Raw genomic sequence first — 19874 nt, forward strand, 5'->3', positions numbered from 1 at the left:
TCTTCCCTAAGGAGTGATGCTTTAACTTTAATTTTTTTTAACATCTATAAATTATCCCTATGCCACAAAAAACATGGTTCGAGCTTACGCGGCTCGAGGATATGTTGTTTAACGAACTCTCACCAGAAAACATTGAAGAAACGATCAGCCAAGGTCTGACTGCAGAGCTGGAATCGAAAATTGCTGAGGAGTCGCGCAGGGTATGCGCGGCTCTGCGTGAGCATGCTTGCAGCGATATAAAAGCTCGTCAGCTGGAACGGATCACGCAGATGCATCAGCGTGAAGCCACTAAGATGCTTGACCTGGTGTACAGTTATATTAGGCCTGATGCCGAGGAGCAATACCGCCATTTTCAACTGAAGGAGGCCTGCATCTGGATGTACACGCATTTTAAGTCTGGGGTAAAGCGGATCCTAAATTATATTGAACGCGACATGAACGGGCATTTTGATCTGCACCAGTTTGTGCCGGAAAGCTTCCGGGTTTTTTCGGCGGGCACGCTTGCAAAGGACAAGGACGTGTTGCATGCCAAGCTGAGGTCAAAATCGGTAGACGAGAAGCTTCTGAAATTGCTGCTTGCTTATTTTGATGAGCATTGCAGTAAACCGGAGTGCACGTATGCGGAACAGCGTTACGCCAAGTTGGTGATGCGCAACCTGCTGGGGATCCTGAAGAGCAATAGGGAGAAGGACTGGAACCGCAAGGTGGTGGTGGAACTGATTTACCTGAACTTTAACAAGAGCAGTTTCTTTACCTGGAGCAGGAGGTATATTGCTGCGCTGGTGGATGATCATAACACCAATGCGGGTCAGGTGGCTTCGCTGAACTGGTTTTTGAAGGAGATCGAGGTGTTAGATACGAAGCCGAATATGTTTTACAGATCGGAGCGGCCTGGAGTGAAGGAGCTGCTGTGCGGTTATGTGACTGGGGAGTTGCTGTACCTGGCGGAGCAGCATGTGGAGAATCCGGGTATGGCGGTGAAGGATTTGAAGGAGCGTGCGGAGCATTTTAGCTTTAAGCTTCAGCTGGGCCTCTCGGCCGCTGAGCTGGCTTTGATGGCGCAGTTGTTTATTGATGTGAAAGTGTTTGTGGTGGCCCGGGGTGAGCTGATGAAGGTGATGAAGTTTTTTGCGGAGCATGTGAGTACGCGCGGGGCAGCGCAATTAAGTGCGGATAATTTGTATAAGCTTCGCACGAATGCGGAGACGAGGGTGATTGATGCGGTGGAGGGGATTTTGGAAGAGATGCTGAGGGTGTTGAGGGGTGGGGTGGTGGTAAACCCTCTTTGACATGCATATATATACATAGGGGGCGAGTGAGGGCGAAACTCGCCTTTTCGCCTTTTTGGGATTTTTTATGGTGTTGTTTTGTGACAGCAGGAAGGCGGTGCTACAGGCAGTTAGCTGGTGCCGGATTGCTGAATTAACAAATTATTCACTTTTAAAATTTCAATTATGGGATTTTTACTTGGCGGACCCTATTATCATTTGAAGGGCCGCACCGGAAACAACGTGGGCCGGATCGTTAGGGGAAAGAATGTTTTCTCTATGCGTCCGCACCGCGCAGAAAGGGCCTTCTCGGAGGCTGAATTGAGTGTTCACATGAAACTTGGTCTGGTGACAGGCTGGTTAAGCGATGTGAGCTCGTTTTTGAAACTTGGCTTTGAGCGTGAAGACAAGAAAATGACAGCCTGGAATGCGGCTGTGAAGTTTAACCTGGATAATGCGATCACGGGCGTTTATCCGAATTTTACCATTGATTATCCGAAGGTGCTGTTCAGCAAGGGCAAGCGTGCGCCGCTTTCTGATCTGGCGGTGGCGACTACCGAGGAGGCGCAACTGGATTTTAGCTGGACTGCGACAATTGATGTGCTGCAGCCGGGTGCGCCCGATGATGAGGTGGTGATCATCATTTATAATCCACTAAAACAGAAGTTTGTGATTTCGCCAGCGGGCATCCTGCGTTCGGCGCTTAGTTACGACATGGCGCTGCCGCCTGCTTTCAGCGGCGACAATGTTGAGGTGTATACTTCTGTGCTGAGTGCGGATGAGAAAGAGGTGAGCACGAGCGTGTACCTCGGGTCGGTCGAGGTGATGTAATTCTTGGGTTCTACTGCCATGGGAAGGTGCGTTGCTGCACCTTTCCTTTTTTAAGTATTGTTTCATTTTAAATTTTATGATATGGGGGTTATTAAAAAGAATATACATGGGGTGCTTTCGGGCAAAGTGGGCAACCTGGTGTATTATGAATTGATGGGGATGAACGTGGTGCGTATGATTGGTGAAAACAACGCGCCGCCAAGCCGCAAGCAATTGGCTTGCCGGCAAAGGATGCGGGTAATTATGGATATGCTGAGGCCGGCCAAGGCTTTCATTAAACGGGGTTATATGCTTAAGGCGAGACAGGCGGGGCTGTATCCGCACAATCTGGCGGTGGCGAGTTTGATGGAGCATGCACTGACGGGTGCATATCCGCATACCCGGATTGATTATAGTAAGGTATTGGTTTCGTCGGGCAGCCTGCCGGTGGCGAAGGATGTGAAGGTAAAGGTAGCTGGTGCTGTTTTTGAGTTTAGTTGGGCTGTGCCTGCCGGGTTGACGTTGAGGGAAAAGGGTCACCGCGCTATGATGCTGGCTTTTTTTCCGGCTGTGGGTAAGGTGGTATATCAGCTTGCCGGTGCGCACAGGGGGGCGGGAACAGATGTTTTGCCTCTCCCGGCCGACTTGCCTGGGGAAGAGGCGTATTGTTATCTGTCTTTTATTGACCTGGAAACTGACGATACCTCGGACAGTAGTTTTGCTGGATGTGTAATTGTGTAAAAAAACACTGATTTTTAGTCAACAAAAAACAAAATTGTACCATTTTTTGTCTAGCTTTAGGAATATTATACGAATTGAAAGAACACCAAATAACTGCATGTCTTATCAAGAGAATCTGAATAATCCTAATATAGCGGTAATAGGGGCCGGTTTTTCGGGCCTGAGCGCAGCGGCTTACCTGGCCAGGGCGGGTCACGGTGTAGACGTTTATGAGAAGAACCGCGAGGTAGGTGGCAGGGCGAGGCAACTGGTCACGGATAATGGCTATACGTTCGACATGGGGCCAAGCTGGTACTGGATGCCGGATGTCTTTGAGCGCTTCTTTAATGATTTTGGCTACAAGGCCAGTGATTTTTACGAACTGGAACTGCTGGATCCGGGATTCACTGTGGTGTTTGGCATGGACGATGCGATGGATATCCCGGCGGATTATGAGGCTTTGAAGGCTTTGTTTGAATCGCTTGAACGGGGCAGCGGCACCCGCCTGGATGTGTTTATGAAGGAAGCTGCCTACAAGTATCATGTGGGCATGGACAAGCTGGTGTACAAGCCGGGATTGTCGCTCAGTGAGTTTGTAGATATGGACCTGATTAAGGGTATGTTTAAGCTTCAGGTGTTCAATTCTTTCAGTAAACATGTGCGTAAGTTTTTTAAAAACCCCAAGCTGGTGGCGCTGATGGAGTTCCCGGTACTTTTCCTGGGCGCCATGCCTGAGGATACGCCCGCGCTGTACAGCCTGATGAATTTTGCCGGACTTAAACTGGGAACCTGGTATCCGAAAGGGGGCTTTGCTTCTGTGATAGAGGCGATGAAAACAGTGGCTGAACGTTCGGGCGCCAGGTTCTATACCGGAGCGCCGGTTGAACGGATCGAGGTAAACGGCAGAAGGGCAAGCGGTGTGATAACTGCCAGCGGCCGTAAGAGTTATGAGGCTATTGTAGCGGCGGCAGATTATCACCATGTGGAGGATAAACTTCTTGGTTCCGGGCATCGTAATTATTCGGAGAAATACTGGGACAAGCGTGTGCTGGCTCCATCCTGCCTGATCTTTTATATCGGCGTAAAAACGCGTATAGATGAATTGAATCACCACACGCTGTTTTTTGATGAGGATCTGAAACAGCATGCCTATGAAATTTATAAGGAGCCGCAATGGCCCAGCAAGCCTTTGTTTTACGTATGCTGCCCGTCCAGAACTGATGACACTGTCGCCCCACAAGGCTGTGAAAACCTCTTTGTGCTGATGCCGCTTGCCACAGGCGCGGATGACAGCGAGGCGAACCGGGAGCGCTATTTTGAGGTGATCATGGAACGCCTGGAGAGGTATACATGTTTAAAAATCAGGGACTTTATTGACTTTAGGCAAAGTTATTGTGTGAACGATTTTATAGCCGATTATAATTCGTACAAGGGCAATGCTTACGGGCTTGCGAATACGTTAATGCAGACGGCTAATTTGAAGCCTTCCTTAAAAAACAGGCATATTGACAATCTTTTTTACGCAGGGCAGCTTACGGTACCGGGACCGGGCGTGCCTCCTTCCATTATATCCGGAAATGTTGCAGCTCATCAACTGATCAAATATATTAAGCACACCTATGAAAGCACTGTACGATAAATTATCTGCCGAATGCAGTAAACTGACAACCAGGCGTTATAGCACGAGTTTTTCGCTCGGGATTTATTTTCTTAATCGCCATCTGCGCGCGCCGATATATGGTATTTATGGTTTTGTGAGGCTAGCGGATGAGATTGTTGACAGTTTCCACGACTACGATAAGGCTTACCTGCTGAACAAGTTTAGGCAGGATTGCTATGAGGCGATTGATATGGGGATCAGTCTGAACCCTGTACTGCATGCTTTTCAGGAGGTGGTGAACAATTATGGCATAGAAAGAGAACTGATTGACTTATTTTTGCGGAGTATGGAGATGGATCTGAGCAAGCAGGATTATAATTCTGAGAAATATGATCAGTATATTCTGGGTTCTGCCCAGGTGGTGGGTTTGATGTGCCTGCGGGTGTTTACGGAGGGTAATGATGCGCAATATCAGGCGCTTAAGGAACCGGCCATGAAGCTGGGCTCTGCATTCCAGAAGGTCAATTTTTTGCGGGATGTGCAGGCAGATTACTATACGCTGAGCCGGAATTATTTTCCGGAGGTGAACCTGTCGCGCTTCTCTAACGATGAAAAGAAATTGATTGAGGCCGACATAGAGGGGGAGTTTAAGGAAGCGCTGGCAGGGATCAAGAAATTGCCTGCGGGCGCTAGGCGGGGCGTTTACCTGGCCTATATTTATTATAAGGAACTGTTTAACAAGATAAAACGCTGCACGGCGGAGAAGGTGATGTCGGAGCGGATCAGGATATCAAACCGTCAGAAGTTTGGCCTGATGTGCGATTCGATGATCCGATATAAGATGAATGCGATATGAGGGTACTGTTGCTGGGCCTGCTGTTTATGTGTTCCGGTTTTACGCTGACCGGCGTACCTAAACCGGCCGAAATTCGTTCTTTATATAACCAGGCGGCGGTAAACCGGAAGTCGGCCGACAAGCTGCTTAAGCTGCTTACCGATGCTGATGTGGATCGGACACCAGTTTTGTTGTGTTATAAGGGTGCAGCACAGATGCTTCAGGCGAAGTACGCTTTTAGTCCGATAAGTAAGCTTTCCTGGTTTAAGAAGGGCAGAAACTTGATTGAAAAAGCAATTGCCCGGAGTCCGGAAGATCTGGAGATGCGGTATCTGCGGTTTACCATTCAGACGAACCTGCCTGCTGTGCTTGGCTATTCGGATGATATACGAGAAGATAAGCAACTGCTAGTAAACCGGGTGCAGATGATTAAAGATGAGGCGTTGAGGACGGAAGTTCAGAGATATCTGTCTGCCTCCAAGCATTGTACGCCGGAGGATTTAAAGAAATTGAGGAAATGACGGAAGAAGTAATATTGGTTGACGAACAGGATAATGCGATTGGCACCATGCAAAAGATGGAGGCGCATGAGCTGGGCAAACTGCACCGGGCGTTTTCGGTATTTGTGTTCAATAGCAGGGGTGAGCTGCTGCTTCAGCAAAGGGCGCTCGACAAATATCATTCGGGGGGCAAGTGGACAAACACCTGCTGCAGTCACCCCCGAAGCGGTGAGGATACGATTGATGCGGCCAACCGGCGTTTGATGGAAGAGATGGGGCTCAGTGCCTCGCTGGAGCATGTGTTTAGCTTTATGTACCATGCGCCGGTAAACGAAAGGCTTTCTGAAAATGAATTTGATCATGTGTTTTTCGGTGTGAGTGATGCCCTGCCAGAGCCGGACGCTGATGAGGTGGCGGATTATCGCTACGTGATGATGGATGAGCTGGCGGCCGACCTTACGGATCATCCGGATAGATATACGGAGTGGCTGAAAATTTGCTTTAACAGGGTGACGGACCATTATCGTAAATATTTTTGACATGGAACACTGGATCTGGAATGTGTTGATTGTATTGGCTACGTTTATTGTGATGGAGGGTGTGGCCTGGCTTGCACATAAGTATGTGATGCATGGATGGCTATGGCGCTGGCACAAGGATCATCATAAAAAGGAGACGGAGGGTTTCCTGGAGCATAACGATTTCTTTTTCCTGGTTTTTGCGATCCCCGGCATTGTTTGTCTGGCTTTAGGCACGATGTATGGTTACCGCATACCGCTATGGATTGGTATAGGTATTACTTTATATGGATTGGCTTATTTCCTTGTACACGACATATTTATACATCAGCGGTTTAAGTTTTTCAGGAACAGCGACCACTGGTATTTTAAAGCGATACGACGTGCGCATAAGATGCATCACAAGCATTTGGGCAAGGAAGACGGGGAGTGTTTCGGAATGCTCTGGGTGCCGATGAAGTATTTCTTTGAGCAGCGGAACCGTAAGGCAGATCCCGGGAAGGGCCTTGAAGTATGAACTATGCTTATCTGCTGATCGATTTTTTTACGATCATTGTTCCTTTTATCTATTCGTTTCATCCTAAGCTGAATTTCTATAAGACCTGGCGCGCTTTTTTTCCGGCTGTGGCGGCTACGGGACTGGTGTTCATATGCTGGGATATTTATTTTACCTCGATCGGGGTATGGGGCTTCAACCCGAGGTATCTGATTGGATGGCAGGTAGGGAACCTGCCTGTGGAGGAGATGTTGTTTTTCCTTTGTATCCCGTATTCCTGTGTATTTACTTTCCATTGTCTGAATCTCTTCATCAAGAAAGGCATGCCTGCCCGGGCAGAGGCTATTTTTACGCCCTTGCTGATTGCGCTGATGATGATTATTGGGGTGGTGGCGTTTGACCAGATCTACACCACAGTTACTGCGTTTCTGCTTGCCTTCCTGCTTATTATAGCCCGGTATGTGCTTAAGGTGGAATGGCTGGGCAAATTTTACCTGATCTATGCGGTACTGCTGATCCCGTTTACGATTGTGAACGGCTTGCTGACGGGAACGGGCATGGATGAGCATGTGGTGTGGTACAATACGGCGGAGATTTTTGGCCTGCGGCTGCTGACCATACCGGTCGAGGATGTGTTTTACGGGATGGCGCTGATTCTGATGAATTTGCTCATTTATAAGAATCTCTTGAGAAAATAACGGAACTTTAAGGCATGGATACTATGGTTAGACAGTTGCGGACGGTTAACGTGACCCGGTATGTGACGCCCCTTCGGGAGGGCGGATCGATGCCGGCGATTGCGGAGGCCGACGATGACTTTTTATATGTGCTGAAATTCAGGGGAGCCGGTCAGGGCCTGAAGGCGCTCATTGCCGAGCTGATTGGCGGCGAGATTGCCCGTGTGCTGGGTTTTAAGGTGCCTGAGTTGGTGTTTGCCCATGTCGACGAGGCCTTTGGCAGGACGGAACCGGATGAGGAAATACAGGATCTGCTGAAAGCCAGCGTGGGGCTTAACCTGGCGCTGCATTATTTATCGGGCGCCATTACCTACGACCCGGCCGTGACGACGATAGATACCAAACTTGCCTCGGAAATTGTGTGGCTGGATTGTCTGCTGACCAATATGGACCGGACGGCGCGGAATACGAATATGTTGTTCTGGCATCGGGAGCTCTGGCTGATAGATCATGGTGCTTCGCTGTACTTTCATCATGCGATGCAGAACTGGGAGGAGCAGGCTAAAAAGCCTTTCGCCCTGGTGAAAGATCATGTGCTGCTGCCCCAGGCGGCGGAATTGAAGGAGGTAGATGTACGTTTTAAGGCGCTGCTGAGCGATCAGGTGATCGACGATGTTGTGGCCTTGATTCCGGTCGACTGGCTCTCGGAGGATGTGGGACCGGAGCATGTGGAAGAGCGCCGAGCTGTGTATGCGAATTTCCTGAAGCTCAGGGTAGCTAATTCTGATGTATTTGTTAATGAGGCTCAGCATGCAAGAGAGAGATTTATTTGAGTATGCGGTGCTGCGCCTGGTACCCCGGGTGGAACGCGAGGAGTTTATCAATATAGGGGTGGTATTGTATTGCCGTAAACAACAGTTTTTGCGTGCGGAGGTATTTCTTGACCAGCAGCGGGCCCTGGCGCTGTGCCCGGATCTGGATCTGGAGGTAGTGCGCCAGAACCTGGAGGCCTTTGGCCGGATTTGTGTGGGAGATAAGCACAGTGGCCCGATTGCAGAACTGGATATGGCGTCGAGATTCAGGTGGCTTACCGCTACGCGAAGTACGATTTTGCAGGCCTCTAAGGTGCATCCGGGACTTTGCGCCGACGCAGGTGAGAAATTACACCAGCTTTACAGTGATCTGGTAGTTTTACGATAAAAATCTACCGGGTTTGTAGATAATTTTGTTCCTTTGATCTTCTAATTTCATACGGAAATGAACGAGGAGTTTTATCTTCATATATATAACAAGCAGCGCGAGATTGAGCCTGTTCCTTCTAATGAGGAAGTTGCGGAGTGGGCGACGACTTTGCTAAACCTGTTGTATCCTGAGCGGGTTACATCGCCCGACTATTCGGTCAACGAGATCAGGCGTGCTTTTGCCCGGCAGGAAACCGCCTTGCTGGCTATGCTGAACGCTACCAAGGCCTGCGATGAATGTGATAATGAAAAAATCGTTCGGGCATTCTTCGAGGAGGTTCCGGAGCTGTACCGGAAGATGAATAATGATATTACTGCGATCCTGAATGGTGACCCTGCCGCGAAAAGCAGGTTCGAGATCATCAGGAGTTACCCGGGTTTTTTCGCCATTGCGATTTATAGGATCGCGCATGCGATATTACAGGCCGACGTGCCGATTATACCAAGGATTTTAACGGAGTTTGCGCATTCTGTGACGGGGATCGATATTCACCCGGCTGCTGATATAGGCGAATTTTTATATATAGATCACGGTACTGGCCTGGTGATTGGCGAAACGACGATTATTGGCAATCATGTAAAGCTGTACCAGGGGGTGACCCTCGGGGCGCTAAGCGTGGAGAAATATATGGAAAATACCAAGCGGCATCCAACGATAGGTGATCATGTGATCATTTATAGCGGGGCAACGATTTTGGGCGGGGAGACGGTGATTGGCGACCATTGCGTGATAGGGGGTAATGTATGGCTTACCAGAAGTGTAGCGCCAGGATCAACGGTATATCACCAGTCGACCATTAAAGTAGAAACTAAACCTGTGAACTCATGATGGGCAGTATTATTGAATGTGTTGGAAATACGCCGCTGGCGGAGCTGAAGAAGCTGAATACGAACCCGGACGTACGGGTGTTTGCCAAGCTGGAAGGCAATAACCCGGGTGGCAGCGTTAAAGACCGGGCGGCACTGAATATGATCAGAAGCGCGATAGAGCGTGGGGAGGTTGGCAAAGACGTGCGGCTGATTGAGGCGACGAGCGGGAATACGGGTATCGCGCTGGCGATGATCGCCGCCATTTACGGTCTGGAGATTGAGCTGGTGATGCCGGCCAACTCGACACGGGAACGTACGCTGACTATGGAAGCTTTCGGTGCCAGGGTGACGCTGCTCGAGTCTATCGAGGCTTGCCGCGATTATGCAGAGGAGCGCGGCGAGCGACCGGATTATTTCCTGCTTAACCAGTTCTCGAATCCGGATAATTACCTGGCACATTATAAGACGACCGGGCCGGAGATATGGCGCGATACGGAAGGGCAGATTACCCATTTTGTGAGTGCGATGGGTACTACGGGGAGTATTATGGGCAATTCCATGTTCCTGAAGGAACAGAATCCGGATATTCAGATCGTGGGCTGCCAGCCTACCGAGGAGTCCTCCATTCCAGGCATCAGACGCTGGGCGCCTGCTTATCTTCCAAAAATATTTGATGCTTCGAGGGTCGACCAGGTGATGGATGTGTCGCAACAAGACGCTGTAGATATGTCGCGGCGCCTGGCCAGGGAAGAAGGCATCTTTGCCGGGATGAGTACCGGTGGTGCGGCTGCCGCTGCACTTCGCTTAGCTGAAAAACTTGATTCAGGTTTGATCATATTTATTGCCTGCGACCGTGGCGATCGCTACCTGAGCAGTGACCTGTTTGGCTAGTTATCGCTTCTTCTGTTTCGACGCCGCAGCGATAACGATTGCGTAAATATTTCTGGTTCAAGGGTTCATACTTTATGAATAATTCTGTACAATTGTTTATATCGTATCCAACCAAATATGAATCTGTCCAAGAATACGTTGGCAGTTGCCAACACTGATTTTGTAGCCGTTCCGTCTTCTGAACTTCTCGAACTTCCGGAAAAAGTACTGCAGTTTGGTACCGGCGTTTTGCTGCGCGGGCTGCCCGACTATTTCATTGACAGAGCCAACAGAAAGGGCTTTTTTAATGGTCGCGTAGTGGTGGTTAAGTCGACCCCCAAAGGCGACGCCCAGGATTTTGCCAACCAGGATGGTTTGTATACGGTGTGTGTTCGCGGATTGGAGCGTGGGGAGCCGGTGGAAGAGAACCTTATCTCCTCGGCGATAAGCCGGGTGATCTCGGCAGATCAGGACTGGGCTTCGGTACTTGAGGCAGGAAGCAGGCAGGAAATAAAACTGATCGTGTCGAACACGACGGAGGTGGGCATTCAACTGGTTAAAGAAAGTATTGACCAACATCCGCCAGTGTCATTTCCGGCAAAGCTGCTGGCTGTGCTTGTGGAACGATATAAAGCGTTGGGTGATTGTGTGGCGGCAAACCTGGTTGTGGTGCCCACGGAACTCATTCCGGATGCCGGGGCTAAACTGAAAGCTATTGTTGATGAACTGATCGTGTTTAACGGTCTGGACAGGGCTTTTAAATTGTGGCTCGACCGTCGCGTTTATTTTTGCAGTTCGCTGGTAGATCGCATTGTGCCTGGTAAACCAGACGCGGCTACGCTGGCCCGGCTGGAAGGGCAACTGGGCTATAGCGATGATCTCCTCATTATTTGCGAACCTTATCGCCTGTGGGCCATAGAAGGCGATGCGCAGGTGGCCGACCTGATTGGGCTTACAGGTGTAGATGATGGTTTTATTGTGACTTCAGATATCGAGATTTTCCGGGAGCTTAAGGTGAGATTGCTCAACGGGACGCATACGCTATCCTGCGGGCTGGCGGTACTCTCTGGCATCCCAACGGTGAGTTCGGGCATGACGGACCAGTCGCTCCGCAACTTCATTTCTGTTGTGATGCAATCGGAGATCGTTCCTGCAATCCCGTATGCCGTAGAGCCGGAAGTGGCTATGGCCTTTTCGGCATCGGTCATTGACCGCTTTGCTAATCCGTATATTGAGCACCTCTGGATCAATATTACTTTTCAGTATACCATGAAGATGAAGATCCGGGTGGTTCCCATCATCCTGGAATATTATCGCGTGTATAACCGGGTGCCTGAAAATATTGCGTTAGGCTTTGCGGCTTATTTGCATTTTGTGCGCCCGCGGGAGTTCCGCGATGGCAAGTATTACGGTGCTGCCAGTGGGCATGCTTATGTGATTACAGATGATGCAGCTGCCTACTTTTTTGATAAGAGGGAGCTTGCAGACCAGGAATATGTGCATACGGTGATGGCTGATGAGGTCTTGTGGGGCACAGACCTGACCAAATTAAATGGCTTTGCCGGGGCAGTTGAGGCAAAATTTTCTTATATTTCGGAAAAGGGCGTGAAAGCTGCGCTCGCCGGTGCGAACAGCGTTTAAACCAAACAACCAAATAATACCCAATGAAAGGAAAAAAGGCATCTGGCTACAGGTGGACCATCTGTGCTTTATTATTTTTTGCGACGACCGTTAATTATCTGGACAGACAGGTATTGAGTTTGCTGAAACCCCGGCTGGAAGAGATTTTCGGTTGGTCGAACAGCGACTACGCCAATATTGCTTCTGTATTTCAGTTTACTTATGCCATCTCTATGCTGTTTGCCGGACGCATTATTGACCGGCTGGGCACCAAGAGCGGTTTTGCCTGGGCCATCGTGATCTGGTCCATCGGTGCTATAATTCATGCTTTCTCTGTTCCTATCGGTCAGAGTATCGCCACAGTACTGGGCTTTGTAGGTATCGCCTCGGTTTCTGTATCGGTAGCCGGATTTATGTTGTCCAGAGCGGTGCTAGGTTTTGGCGAGGCGGGCAACTTTCCTGCGGCTATCAAGGCTACGGCGGAGTATTTCCCCAAGCGGGAACGTTCGTTTGCCACGGGCATTTTCAATTCAGGGACTAATGTGGGCGCCATTCTGGCACCGCTGACCGTGCCTTTTATTGCGACGGAATTGGGCTGGGAAGCGGCGTTTATCATCATTGGAGGGGTAGGCTTCTTATGGCTTTTCTTCTGGTTCCGCTTGTATGATCGTCCGGAGCATCAGAAGCGCCTATCGCAAGAAGAGCTGGCGTTTATCCGTGACGGTGAGGCAGAATATGAACTGCCGCAAAAGGAATCTGTGGTTCCGGAGGCGAAGATATCCTGGATTAAATTATTAACGTACCGGCAGACCTGGGAGTTTACGGTGGGCAAATTTATGACCGATGGCGTGTGGTGGTTTTTCCTTTTCTGGCTTCCAGCCTATCTGAAAGATCAGTATGGCATGGTGGATACACAGATTATGCTGCCCCTGGCGGTATTGTATAGTATGACGATGTTTGGAAGTATAGGCGGGGGATGGTTTCCGATGTATTTCATTAAAAAAGGACTTGAGCCTTATGATGGCAGGATGAAGGCAATGCTGGTCATTGCAGTGTTCCCGCTGGTGGTATTGGCTGCGCAACCGCTCGGACATCTTACGTTCTGGGTTCCGGTGATTCTGATCGGTATTGGTGCTTCAGCGCATCAGGCGTGGTCGGCCAACCTCTTTACCACGGTGTCTGACATGTTTCCGAAAAAAGCAGTCGCCTCTGTGGTAGGTATTGGCGGTATGGCAGGCGGACTGGGTGGCGTGCTTATTACCAAGCTTGGGGGAGCGCTATTTGACAAGTACAAGGCCCTTGGGCATATTGAGACGGGTTATACCATCATGTTTACGATTTGTGCGCTGGCCTATCTGGTGGCCTGGGTCATCATGAAGGCACTGGTTCCGAAGTACAAGCCGATTACTGATTTGTAAGTTGATCTGAAGGGTTGGTTATGAATGGGTTTAGCCGATTGATTTGCTTTTTGTTTGCGCTTCTGCAGGTCGCTGTCTGTTCCGGGAAGCAGATCATTATTCCTTTTGGCAGCGAAGGCAAAATTGTTTACCACTCGGAATCTGGCCTGTATGATGTAATGGCCGGCGACAATAAAGTAATCTCTTCGGCACGAGGCGCAGCTAAGAATGGCGGGTTGCTGCTGAACAGTACAGACTATATGTATGCTGGTCACCGTCTGACAAACATTACTGACGGGTTTGGACGTGGACTTAAATACGTGTTTAATCTGAGGCGTGACGGCCAGCCTGACATGGAGCAGGTGTTCTATGTGTACCCCGGACATGATTATTTTTTTACGGAACTGGCGATAAGAGGCAAGCGCCTGGTGAGCAATTATTTGTCGCCCATACAGGCCGGGACAGTTCAGGTTTCCGCCAGCGCCGGGAATAAAGTACTGTTTGTGCCTTTTGATAATGACGCTTTTGTAAGATACCACACGGAGGCTTTGCGTCGGGGCCTGACAAAGATGAGTTCGGAGGTCGGCGTAATATTTGACGATCGAAGCAGGGCAGGCCTGGTGGCTGGTTCTGTGGCGCACACGGAATGGAAAACGGGAGTTAAAACGGCGGGCTTGAATGATAAACAGGCGCAGTTTGAAGTCACCGCCGGGTACACCAATCCGCAGGTGACCCGCGATCAGTTGGAGCATGGTAGTCTGACCGGCAGTGTGATCCGTTCACCAAGAATTTTTGTGGGCTATTTTGACGACTGGCGGGTGGGTATGGAGGCTTACGGTAAGGCCAACAGGATTCACGAAAAGCCCTTTGTGTTCAACTGGGACAAACCAGTGCCCTTTGGCTGGAACAGCTGGGGGGTGATACAAACTAAACTGAGCTATGAAAATGCGACCGGTGTGGCGGACTATTTTGCGGAGGAGCTTCCTGGTTTCAGAAATGACCATACGGCTTACATCGACCTGGATTCTTTCTGGGACAATATGACTGGCGGGATGCGCGGCGACTATACCAAACTTAAAGCGTTTGCGGATCACTGCAAGCGGAAAGGCTTGCAGCCTGGCGTGTACTGGGCGCCGTTTACCGACTGGGGTTTTGCCTCGGGAGGTAACAGGACAGCCGAGGGCAGTAAGTATAGGTTTGCCGATATGTGGACCAAGGTGAAGCAAGGCTATCATGATTTTGACGGTGCCAGGGCACTGGACCCCACGCATCCCGGGACGCAGAGGCGGATTGACTTTATTGTCGACAAACTTAAAGGCTGCGGATTTACCATGATCAAGATCGATTTTCTGGGGCATGCCGCGGCTGAGTCGGACGCCTTCCATGATAAATCTGTAACCACTGGAATGCAGGCTTATCGTATAGGTATGGAATACCTGGTGAAGCGGCTGGATGGACAAATGCTGATCTACGCGGCCATATCGCCCAGTATGGCTACGGGCCGCTATGCGCACATCCGGCGGATTGCCTGTGATGCCTGGAAGAGCATGAAAGATACGGAGTACACGTTGAACAGCGTGACGTATGGCTGGTGGCAGACGTATGTATACAATTTTATCGATGCTGATCACGTTGTATTTGGAGATGAAGCTGAGGGGGTTAACCGGGCAAGGCTTGCTTCGGCGCTTGTTACCGGTACTTTGATTACGGGAGATGATTTTGCCTCGCCAGGCAAATGGGATTTGACGGCGAAAAAGTTGCTGCAAAATAGTGAACTTCTGGACATCGCACGTCATGGGGTAGCTTTCAGGCCGGAACCTGCGGGGAGTGCAGATGGCGCTGCTGAGGTGTTTACGTCGAAGCGAAACGGATATATGTATGTGGCCGTGTTTAACTATACGGGCAAGGTAAAACGTGTTGTGATTCCGCTTGGGGATATAGGTTTAAAACGCGACAGGTATGAGGCCGAACCTCTTTTTGGTGTTGTGGCTTCGCCGCTGAAGGCATCTGGCAGACTGGAGTTTGCGCTGGCCGCTTCAGATGCGGAAATATTTAAGATAAAGTTATAAACAGGATGATTTATAAAGGATTGTACAAATGAATAGACGGTTAGCGATAAAGCAGATCATGATCTTTGGCGGGGGACTGGCCCTGTTGCCTTCAGGGTTGAGGGCTGCAGGAAAGGCTTCTGTGTGGCTTAATCATGTGCGTATGGATGCGGCTGAAGAGAAGTTGCTCGGAGAGATTGCGGAGATCATTATTCCGAAGACGACGACCCCGGGGGCGAAAGATCTGGGGCTGCATCTGTTTGTCATGAAGATGGTGGATGACTGCTACAAACCGCAGGATCAGAAGCGTTTTATGTCGGGTTTGGCCGCTTTTAAAGGTCTGGACCCCACGGCGCTGAAGGAAATGGTGGTTCAGGTGAATGCTGGCAAAGCGGAGTCTGATGATATTAAGGCATTTTTCCGCATCATGAAACAACAGACGATCAATGGTTATTTGAATTCCAAGTATGTGATGACCAACCTGGTGAAATGGGAGCTTGTACCGGCCAGGTATAATGGATACTTTCCAGTAAAATCTTAACGAATATGTCAAACCTTAATATAAATAGCGTAAAGAACAATACTTACGATGCGATCGTTATCGGTTCGGGTATAAGCGGCGGCTGGGCTGCCAAGGAGTTCACCGGCAAGGGCCTGAAAACGCTTGTGCTTGAGCGGGGAAGGGACGTAAAGCATATTGTCGACTATCCTACCACAAATAAATATCCATACGATTTCGAACATCGTGGGGAGCCTTCTTTGAAAATAAGAACGGAGAGTCCGATTGTAAGCAGATGCTATGCCTTCAGGGAGGATGCCATGCACTTCTTTGTGAAGGACAATGAGCACCCTTATGTTCAGGAAAAGCCGTTTGACTGGATAAGGGGTTATCAGGTAGGGGGTAAGTCGTTGTTGTGGGCGCGTCAGACCCAGCGCTGGAGCGACCTTGATTTTGAGGGGCCTATGCGTGATGGTTTTGCTGTGGACTGGCCCATCCGGTATAAGGACATTGCTCCGTGGTACAGCTATGTGGAACGCTTTGCGGGGATATCGGGAAACCGTGACGGTTTGGCCGAACTGCCGGATGGGGAATTCCTGCCTGCTTATCCGCTGAATGCTGTGGAGGATCATTTTAAGAAATCGCTTATCAGCAAATACGGGAACCGGCACGTGATCAGCGCCCGCGGTGCACATATCTCCAAGGGCAGCGATGTGTTTTATGAGCAGGGAAGGGCGCAGTGCCAGAACCGCAGGCTTTGCCAGCGTGGGTGCCCGTTTGGAGGTTATTTCAGCAGTAATGCTTCTACCTTGCCCTGGGCGCAGAAGACCGGCAAGATGACGCTAAGACCGAATTCTGTGGTAGAATCGATCCTTTACGATGATAAAGCAGGTAAAGCTACCGGGGTTAGGGTTATTGATGCCAACACGAATGAGGTGATGGAGTTTTATGCCAAGGTGATCTTTGTGAACGCAGGGGCGATCAATACCAACCTTATATTGCTGAATTCTAAGTCGGACCGCTTCCCCAACGGTTTGGGCAACGACAATGGCTTGCTTGGGAAATATGTCGCTTTCCATAATTACAGTGCACGTATAAGTGCACAATATCCTGGTTTGAAGCAGTTTACTACCGACGGACGCAATCCGGTAGGCGGAGGGTATATTCCGCGGTTCCGGAATCTGCATAAGCAGGAAACGAATTTTATGCGAGGTTATGCGGCCGGGTTCAGTGCATCCAGGGGTTCTGATTCGGATACTTCAGGGATAGGAGCAGAATTGAAAATGCAGCTGCAGCATAAAAAGCTTGGTCCGTGGCGGGTGGGTTCTCACATGATGGGGGAAACGATTCCGAAGGAAAGTAACTATGTGCAGCTGGATAGTGAGCAAAAAGATAAATGGGGTATTCCTCAGCTGAAGATTTCGGTTGACTACGACGACAACGATGTAAAAATGAAGAAAGATTACATTGAGCAGCTATCGGAGATGTTTACCGCTGCAGGGTTTACTGACATTCGGGTAAACGCTGCAAGCCAGGCCCCTGGGCTGGACATTCATGAAATGGGTGGCGTAAGGATGGGACACGAACCAGGCACATCGCTCCTGAACAAGTGGCACCAGCTTCATCAGTGCAAGAATGTTTTTGTAACTGACGGCGCCTGCATGACAAGTACCTCGACACAGAATCCGTCGCTGACTTATATGGCTTTTACGGCAAGGGCGGTTGACTACGCCGTGTCGGCCATGAAGCGGTTGGAGCTTTGATCGGGAAGTATTAGTTTAGCGGTATGTCATAATAATGCAAAATAATTGCTGAAAATTATCTTATTATTTAAATCGCGTAAAAAAAAGTCAATTCCATTAGCTTTTTTAATACGATTTACCTTAAATTTATTTCCAATATAATTGAGGGATTATAAAAAGCAAAATTATGAAGACATTAGGTGAGAAGTTTAAAATCTTACGACAGCGTAAAGGCGTTAATCAAAAGGCTATGGCCGACCTGTTGGATATTTCGATACCCGCATATTCTAAACTGGAAACAAGTATTACTGACCCGAACTTTAGCAGGATTAATCAGATCGCCGAGGTGCATAACATTACGTTAAGGCAGCTGCTGGATGTGGGAGAAGAGGACGCTAATGAGCAAACTGTTCTTGTTGACCAGTTGAAAAGCCGTATCGCCGAACTCGAAAGTACGGTGATCCGTTTACAGGGAAAACTTATTGAACTGTATGATCAGGAAGATAACCGGAGAAAAAACGCATAGTTGCTAAAAGCATTAAGGTAAACAGGTCTATTTCCTGTTTACCATCTTTAACAGTTCCTGACATCTGCTGCTAAGCCAGGCAAAACCTGGTGTTTCGCTGTCTGGTCGGGCAAACAGCTTTGAACCAAATCCTATAGCCGAAACACCTGCATTCAGCCAACTGCTGATGCTTTCATGAGTCAGCTCTACCCCGCCGGTAGGCATGAACTTCAAATCGGGGAACAGAGGTTTTATCGATTTCAGGTATGCGGGACCAAGAATGTCTCCCGGGAATAATTTGATGAGTGTGGCGCCGAGCTCTTCTGCCAGGGATATTTCGGTGGGTGTCATGCAGCCGGGAATCCAAAGCTTATTTTCTTTTTGTACAGCCTCCGCTATTTCGGCTTTTACTATAGGGCTTACCACGAAGTCGGCCCCTTTTTCTAAAAACGTCCCGGCCTGATCTGCTGTTTTGATGGTTCCGATACCTAATTGGAGGTCGGGATACTGCTCGTCGCGGAGCTTCATCAATATGCTGAAATTTTCAGCTGCATTGGCGCCTCGATTGGTGAATTCAAAGATCCTTATACCGCCTTCATAGCAGGCTTTGAGTACTGAACTACATACTTCCGGGTCATCGTGATAATATACGGGGATGACCGGATACTGTTCTATACTGGATATGGTGCTTAAATGTGCTTTCATATACATTAGATTGTGCCGTTGCCGAAATCGCCTTTTACGAATAACTTCCGGTACCCGGCATTTGTTGCGTATTCCGCTATTTTTTGTCCACCGGCATTACTTAATAAGGCTGCAATGAACCCGGCCATAAAAGCGTCGCCGCTTCCGATCCGGTCTACCACCCGCTGTGTTTCATGAACAGGGGAGTGATAGTGTCCTTCACGATTATGGTAGGTGCCGTGGAAAAGGTTGTGTGTGGGCTGGTCCATAAACCGGAATGTTTGCGCGATATGTTTGCAGCGCGGGAAAAGGTCAAAGATCTCGGTGGCGCATTTAGCGGCTTCCATACGCAGATCATCTACGCTGGTATGTCGACCCACAGAACTGTTGATGCTTGTGCCAAGCATTTTGTTAGCCGCCCAGATATTGCCCATGATCACATCGCAATGGTCCACAAGGCCGGGCATGACCGCTATGGGTTCTTTTCCGTAATCCCAAAGCCTGCTCCGGTAGTTAAGATCGACCGATATGGTAAGATTATTGGCCCGGGCAGCCTGAAGCGCCTCCTGACAAAGCAAGGCAGCATGTTCGCTTAGCGCCGGGGTAATGGCGGTCCAGTGAAACCATGTATGCCCCTTCATCACCTCGTTCCAGTCGATCGTTCCAGGTTTAAGGTTACTGAATGAGGAGTGCTTTCTGTCGTACACCACCTCACCGCTGCTGAGCCCGTTGGCCGACAGCAGAAAATACAAGCCCAGCCTTCCTTCAGCTTTAATGGTTTTGGAGATGTCGACATTCAGTTCTTCCAGATAGCTGAGTACATTGGAGGTCAGTGGATTATCCGGAACACAACTCAGGTAGGAGACGGGAATACCCCACTGTCCGAGTGATGCCGCGACGTTTGCTTCCGATCCGCCGGGATAAATCGAAACCGCCTGGTCGGACGCAATGAAGTGTTCTGCGGCAGAGCTAAGACGAAGCAGTAATTCGCCAAAAATAAGTACGTTATCTTTCGTTTGCATCTATTGGTGTCT

The 19874-nt window shown here is 49.4% G+C and carries 21 protein-coding genes; 19 read left to right on the forward strand and 2 right to left on the reverse strand.

Annotated elements, in window-relative coordinates; all coding sequences use genetic code 11:
* The first annotated feature begins 59 nt into the window (after nt 1-59).
* The 19 genes from J3P40_RS10605 (at nt 60) to J3P40_RS10695 (ending at nt 18177) form a co-directional block, all read left to right on the forward strand.
* A complete protein-coding gene (locus tag J3P40_RS10605) occupies nt 60-1289 on the forward strand; it encodes a hypothetical protein (RefSeq protein ID WP_256005332.1) in 1230 nt (409 codons plus the stop codon).
* A 165-nt stretch (nt 1290-1454) separates the two neighbouring features.
* Nucleotides 1455-2099, forward strand: coding sequence for a DUF6266 family protein (locus J3P40_RS10610; RefSeq protein ID WP_256005335.1), 645 nt, complete (start codon nt 1455-1457; stop codon nt 2097-2099).
* An 81-nt stretch (nt 2100-2180) separates the two neighbouring features.
* Entirely contained in the window at nt 2181-2819 is a 639-nt protein-coding gene (locus J3P40_RS10615; RefSeq protein WP_256005338.1) for a DUF6266 family protein, read from the forward strand.
* Nucleotides 2820-2916: 97 nt separating this feature from the next.
* Nucleotides 2917-4437, forward strand: coding sequence for a bifunctional phytoene desaturase/3,4-desaturase (crtID, locus tag J3P40_RS10620; protein ID WP_256005341.1), 1521 nt, complete (start codon nt 2917-2919; stop codon nt 4435-4437).
* On the forward strand, nt 4418-5254 hold the full coding sequence (locus tag J3P40_RS10625; protein ID WP_256005344.1) for a phytoene/squalene synthase family protein: 837 nt from the start codon (nt 4418-4420) through the stop codon (nt 5252-5254). Before crtID ends, J3P40_RS10625 begins: the two co-directional genes overlap by 20 nt.
* Nucleotides 5251-5754, forward strand: a complete 504-nt coding sequence (locus J3P40_RS10630; RefSeq protein ID WP_256005346.1) for a hypothetical protein — start codon at nt 5251-5253, stop codon at nt 5752-5754. Before J3P40_RS10625 ends, J3P40_RS10630 begins: the two co-directional genes overlap by 4 nt.
* On the forward strand, nt 5751-6272 hold the full coding sequence (gene idi / locus J3P40_RS10635; protein ID WP_256005348.1) for an isopentenyl-diphosphate Delta-isomerase: 522 nt from the start codon (nt 5751-5753) through the stop codon (nt 6270-6272). The genes J3P40_RS10630 and idi overlap by 4 nt, the downstream gene beginning before the upstream one ends.
* A 1-nt stretch (nt 6273) precedes the next feature.
* Nucleotides 6274-6768 carry a sterol desaturase family protein gene (locus tag J3P40_RS10640; protein WP_256005350.1) on the forward strand — a complete coding sequence of 165 codons (495 nt, stop codon included), beginning with the start codon at nt 6274-6276 and terminating at the stop codon, nt 6766-6768.
* Nucleotides 6765-7445: a lycopene cyclase domain-containing protein gene (locus tag J3P40_RS10645; RefSeq protein ID WP_256005353.1), complete on the forward strand. Its 681-nt coding sequence runs from the start codon at nt 6765-6767 to the stop codon at nt 7443-7445. The genes J3P40_RS10640 and J3P40_RS10645 overlap by 4 nt, the downstream gene beginning before the upstream one ends.
* Nucleotides 7446-7459: 14 nt before the next feature.
* Nucleotides 7460-8257: a HipA family kinase gene (locus tag J3P40_RS10650; protein ID WP_256005355.1), complete on the forward strand. Its 798-nt coding sequence runs from the start codon at nt 7460-7462 to the stop codon at nt 8255-8257.
* Nucleotides 8235-8624 (forward strand): DUF3037 domain-containing protein, encoded by a 390-nt coding sequence (locus J3P40_RS10655; protein ID WP_256005357.1) that lies wholly within the window; start codon nt 8235-8237, stop codon nt 8622-8624. Before J3P40_RS10650 ends, J3P40_RS10655 begins: the two co-directional genes overlap by 23 nt.
* Nucleotides 8625-8681: 57 nt before the next feature.
* Nucleotides 8682-9494, forward strand: coding sequence for a serine O-acetyltransferase EpsC (gene epsC, locus J3P40_RS10660; RefSeq protein ID WP_256005358.1), 813 nt, complete (start codon nt 8682-8684; stop codon nt 9492-9494).
* Complete coding sequence (gene cysM, locus J3P40_RS10665) at nt 9494-10366, forward strand: cysteine synthase CysM (RefSeq protein ID WP_256007068.1); 873 nt, start codon at nt 9494-9496, stop codon at nt 10364-10366. The genes epsC and cysM overlap by 1 nt, the downstream gene beginning before the upstream one ends.
* 117 nt (nt 10367-10483) lie before the next feature.
* Nucleotides 10484-11986 carry a tagaturonate reductase gene (locus J3P40_RS10670; RefSeq protein ID WP_256005359.1) on the forward strand — a complete coding sequence of 501 codons (1503 nt, stop codon included), beginning with the start codon at nt 10484-10486 and terminating at the stop codon, nt 11984-11986.
* 23 nt (nt 11987-12009) lie between these two features.
* Complete coding sequence (locus J3P40_RS10675) at nt 12010-13383, forward strand: MFS transporter (RefSeq protein WP_256005360.1); 1374 nt, start codon at nt 12010-12012, stop codon at nt 13381-13383.
* Nucleotides 13384-13403: 20 nt separating this feature from the next.
* Nucleotides 13404-15431: an alpha-amylase family protein gene (locus J3P40_RS10680; RefSeq protein ID WP_256005361.1), complete on the forward strand. Its 2028-nt coding sequence runs from the start codon at nt 13404-13406 to the stop codon at nt 15429-15431.
* A gap of 28 nt (nt 15432-15459) precedes the next feature.
* Nucleotides 15460-15951: a gluconate 2-dehydrogenase subunit 3 family protein gene (locus tag J3P40_RS10685; protein ID WP_256005362.1), complete on the forward strand. Its 492-nt coding sequence runs from the start codon at nt 15460-15462 to the stop codon at nt 15949-15951.
* A gap of 5 nt (nt 15952-15956) precedes the next feature.
* A complete protein-coding gene (locus tag J3P40_RS10690; protein WP_256005364.1) occupies nt 15957-17672 on the forward strand; it encodes a GMC oxidoreductase in 1716 nt (571 codons plus the stop codon).
* Between the two features lie 166 nt (nt 17673-17838).
* The gene (locus J3P40_RS10695; RefSeq protein ID WP_256005365.1) at nt 17839-18177 is read left to right on the forward strand and encodes a helix-turn-helix domain-containing protein; all 339 of its coding nucleotides are present in this window, start codon (nt 17839-17841) and stop codon (nt 18175-18177) included.
* 27 nt (nt 18178-18204) lie between these two features.
* On the opposite strand, the gene J3P40_RS10700 is transcribed toward J3P40_RS10695, so the two are convergent.
* Together J3P40_RS10700 and J3P40_RS10705 are read right to left on the reverse strand one after the other, a co-directional pair.
* Nucleotides 18205-18861 carry a beta/alpha barrel domain-containing protein gene (locus J3P40_RS10700; RefSeq protein ID WP_256005366.1) on the reverse strand — a complete coding sequence of 219 codons (657 nt, stop codon included), beginning with the start codon at nt 18859-18861 and terminating at the stop codon, nt 18205-18207.
* Nucleotides 18862-18866: 5 nt separating this feature from the next.
* Nucleotides 18867-19862 carry a sugar kinase gene (locus J3P40_RS10705; protein ID WP_256005370.1) on the reverse strand — a complete coding sequence of 332 codons (996 nt, stop codon included), beginning with the start codon at nt 19860-19862 and terminating at the stop codon, nt 18867-18869.
* Nucleotides 19863-19874: the final 12 nt, after the last annotated feature.

The organism is Pedobacter deserti (assembly GCF_024436415.1).
In the GTDB taxonomy this organism is placed as follows: Bacteria; Bacteroidota; Bacteroidia; order Sphingobacteriales; family Sphingobacteriaceae; genus Pedobacter; species Pedobacter faecalis.

Coding starts and splice junctions, on each gene's coding strand:
- J3P40_RS10605 (WP_256005332.1), top strand. CDS start 60: ATGCCACAAAAAACATGGTTCGAGCTTACGCGGCTCGAGGATATGTTG.
- J3P40_RS10610 (WP_256005335.1), top strand. CDS start 1,455: ATGGGATTTTTACTTGGCGGACCCTATTATCATTTGAAGGGCCGCACC.
- J3P40_RS10615 (WP_256005338.1), top strand. CDS start 2,181: ATGGGGGTTATTAAAAAGAATATACATGGGGTGCTTTCGGGCAAAGTG.
- crtID (WP_256005341.1), top strand. CDS start 2,917: ATGTCTTATCAAGAGAATCTGAATAATCCTAATATAGCGGTAATAGGG.
- J3P40_RS10625 (WP_256005344.1), top strand. CDS start 4,418: ATGAAAGCACTGTACGATAAATTATCTGCCGAATGCAGTAAACTGACA.
- J3P40_RS10630 (WP_256005346.1), top strand. CDS start 5,251: ATGAGGGTACTGTTGCTGGGCCTGCTGTTTATGTGTTCCGGTTTTACG.
- idi (WP_256005348.1), top strand. CDS start 5,751: ATGACGGAAGAAGTAATATTGGTTGACGAACAGGATAATGCGATTGGC.
- J3P40_RS10640 (WP_256005350.1), top strand. CDS start 6,274: ATGGAACACTGGATCTGGAATGTGTTGATTGTATTGGCTACGTTTATT.
- J3P40_RS10645 (WP_256005353.1), top strand. CDS start 6,765: ATGAACTATGCTTATCTGCTGATCGATTTTTTTACGATCATTGTTCCT.
- J3P40_RS10650 (WP_256005355.1), top strand. CDS start 7,460: ATGGATACTATGGTTAGACAGTTGCGGACGGTTAACGTGACCCGGTAT.
- J3P40_RS10655 (WP_256005357.1), top strand. CDS start 8,235: ATGCAAGAGAGAGATTTATTTGAGTATGCGGTGCTGCGCCTGGTACCC.
- epsC (WP_256005358.1), top strand. CDS start 8,682: ATGAACGAGGAGTTTTATCTTCATATATATAACAAGCAGCGCGAGATT.
- cysM (WP_256007068.1), top strand. CDS start 9,494: ATGGGCAGTATTATTGAATGTGTTGGAAATACGCCGCTGGCGGAGCTG.
- J3P40_RS10670 (WP_256005359.1), top strand. CDS start 10,484: ATGAATCTGTCCAAGAATACGTTGGCAGTTGCCAACACTGATTTTGTA.
- J3P40_RS10675 (WP_256005360.1), top strand. CDS start 12,010: ATGAAAGGAAAAAAGGCATCTGGCTACAGGTGGACCATCTGTGCTTTA.
- J3P40_RS10680 (WP_256005361.1), top strand. CDS start 13,404: ATGAATGGGTTTAGCCGATTGATTTGCTTTTTGTTTGCGCTTCTGCAG.
- J3P40_RS10685 (WP_256005362.1), top strand. CDS start 15,460: ATGAATAGACGGTTAGCGATAAAGCAGATCATGATCTTTGGCGGGGGA.
- J3P40_RS10690 (WP_256005364.1), top strand. CDS start 15,957: ATGTCAAACCTTAATATAAATAGCGTAAAGAACAATACTTACGATGCG.
- J3P40_RS10695 (WP_256005365.1), top strand. CDS start 17,839: ATGAAGACATTAGGTGAGAAGTTTAAAATCTTACGACAGCGTAAAGGC.
- J3P40_RS10700 (WP_256005366.1), bottom strand. CDS start 18,861: ATGAAAGCACATTTAAGCACCATATCCAGTATAGAACAGTATCCGGTC.
- J3P40_RS10705 (WP_256005370.1), bottom strand. CDS start 19,862: ATGCAAACGAAAGATAACGTACTTATTTTTGGCGAATTACTGCTTCGT.